Source organism: uncultured Campylobacter sp. (assembly GCF_937949835.1).
Taxonomy (GTDB): Bacteria; Campylobacterota; Campylobacteria; order Campylobacterales; family Campylobacteraceae; genus Campylobacter_B.
The window spans coordinates 1-2,485 of record NZ_CALEDC010000400.1 but is presented as its reverse complement, the minus strand read 5'-3'; the positions used below and the strand labels follow the sequence as shown (position 1 = coordinate 2,485).

Annotated in this window: 2 protein-coding genes; both read left to right on the top strand. The window is 47.5% G+C overall.

Annotated elements, in window-relative coordinates; all coding sequences use genetic code 11:
• Nucleotides 1-216: hypothetical protein (locus Q0256_RS09135; RefSeq protein WP_297962385.1), on the top strand; the 216-nt coding region annotated here is incomplete at its 5' end.
• 114 nt (nt 217-330) lie between these two features.
• Nucleotides 331-2,412 carry an RNA degradosome polyphosphate kinase gene (locus tag Q0256_RS09130; protein ID WP_297962383.1) on the top strand — a complete coding sequence of 694 codons (2,082 nt, stop codon included), beginning with the start codon at nt 331-333 and terminating at the stop codon, nt 2,410-2,412.
• Nucleotides 2,413-2,485 lie beyond the last annotated feature (73 nt).

The following is a 2,485-nucleotide window of genomic DNA, read 5'->3' as shown; positions in this document are numbered from 1 at the left end:
TACGGACTGCTGTTGTGGGCTAAAGTAGATAAAAATAAAGGCAAAAATTTTTGCAAGAAGGCTTGCGATAAGGGTAATATAAAGGAGGCGTGCAAATGGGTACTAGGTATGAGCGAGGAGGAAGAGCAAATTTTATATTTGAGGCGGTATTTAAAGCTGGGCTGCAAAGACGGCAATGCGCAAATGTGCAAGGATTTAGGAAAAATAGGGAATTAGAGCAGAATTTTAAATACTAAATTGCCCCACTTGCAAGCTCATAAAATTCGGACTTTAAAATTTAATCTTAATTGGGCTATAATCTTAGAATTAATATTCAAAAAAGGAGTTTTTATGCAAACACAGAATAATTTTATAAACCGTGAACTAAGCTGGCTACGCTTCAATACCCGCGTGCTGGAACAATGCAAAAAGGATATCCCGCTAATTGAAAAATTAAAATTTCTAGCGATTTACAGCACGAATTTAGACGAATTTTATATGATCCGCGTGGCGGGTTTGAAGCAGCTTTTTACCGCCGGCGTTATAACCAGCGGGGACGATGAGATGACGCCTCTTGAGCAGCTACGCGCGATCCGCTCCTATCTGAGAAACGAACAAACCGAGCTTGAGCAGCAGTATTTCGGCATCCAAAAAGAGCTTTGCAAAAACGGGCTTTTTATCAAAAGCTACGACGAGCTGCCGCCCGAGCTAAAGCCGGTGGCGGACGAGTTTTTCTTCTCGCAAATAATGCCAGTAATCGTCCCGATCGCAGTGGATGCGACCCATCCTTTCCCTCATCTAAACAATCTCAGCTTCTCCCTCGCAGTCAAGCTCTGCGATGAGGGCGCGCCCGAGTCGGTGCATTTCGGGATGATTAGAATTCCGCGCGTGATCCCGCGCTTCGTGCAGGTCGCGCAAAACACCTACGTGCCGATCGGTACTATCGTAAAACGCCACGCGGAGGAGATTTTCCCGGGCTACAAGCTCATCAGCTCCGCAGCTTTCCGCGTCACGCGAAACGCAGATATCGTAATCGAGGAGGAGGAAGCGGACGATTTTATGATGATCCTGGAAGCGGGGCTTAAGCTGCGCCGTAAAGGGGCTTTCGTGCGGCTTCAGATCGAAAAGGACGCCGATGCCGAACTATTAGAATTTCTAAATTCTCATCTTAAAATTTTTTACAAAGATATATATGAATGCGCCGTGCCGCTTACGCTGGACGGGCTTTGGGAGATCGCTTCCAATAAGGATTTTTCCTTTCTAGCCCATCCTCAGTATCTGCCAAAAACTCTGCCCCCCTTTAACGAAAACACCTCCGTTATGAGCGCGATGGAGAAGGAGGATATCTTGTTAATTCATCCTTACGAGAGCTTCGATCCGGTGCAAAAACTCATCAAAGAAGCCGCCAAGGATCCAAAGGTCATCTCGATCCGTATGACGCTGTACCGGGTGGAGAAAAACTCCCCGATCGTCCAGAGCCTGATCGAGGCCGCAAGCGACGGCAAGCAGGTAACGGTGATGGTCGAGCTTAAGGCGAGGTTTGATGAGGAAAACAACCTGCACTGGGCAAAGGCGCTCGAAGACGCGGGCGCGCACGTGATCTACGGCATCACGGGCTTTAAAGTCCACGCCAAGGTAACTCAGATCATCAAAAAAGAGGACGGCAAGTTAAAATTTTATATCCACTTAGGTACGGGCAACTACAACGGCTCGAGCGCTAAAATTTACACCGACGTGAGCTTTTTTACCTGCGGCGACCGCTTTGATAAGGACACGACGAATTTCTTCCACATCCTCTCGGGCTACAACAAAAACCGCAAGCTCGACAACCTCTCTATGTCGCCGATGCAGATCAAAGAGCGACTCCTTGCGATGATAAAAAACGAGGAGAAGAAAGGCTCTGCCGGCAGGATCATCGCTAAGATGAACGCTCTTGTCGACGGCGATATGATCAAGGCGCTGTATAAAGCAAGCGCCGCGGGCGTAAAGATCGATCTCATCGTGCGCGGCATCTGCTGCTTGCGCCCGGCGCTTAAGGGCGTTAGCGAAAATATCCGCGTGATCTCGATCGTCGGCAAATACCTGGAGCACGCTAGAATTTTTTATTTCGCGCACGCGCAGCCCAGCCTATACATAGCGAGTGCGGATTGGATGCCGCGAAATTTAGAGCGCAGACTGGAGTTGATGAGCCCGATTTACAACGAAAATTTGCAAAATAAACTCAAAGAAATTTTAAAGCTTCAGCTAAGCGACAACGAGCTTGCATTCGAGCTGCAAAGCAGCGGCGAATACCAAAAGATCGAGCCGAAAAAAGGCGAAGAGAAAATCGACGATCAGGAATTTTTAGAAATTTATTTCAATAAAATTTATAAAAACATCCGCAAGCACGACGAAAGCGGTACGGCGCTAACCAAGCTTTTGAAGGAGAGCTAGACATCTAGAAATTTTGCGTCGTTTGGGCTAGCTATTCGCTAAGCCCACGCGCAGACCGAGATCATAAAATATT

Bases quoted from the DNA above. Each gene is read 5' to 3' on its own strand.
- Q0256_RS09130 (WP_297962383.1), top strand. From the start codon at position 331: ATGCAAACACAGAATAATTTTATAAACCGTGAACTAAGCTGGCTACGC.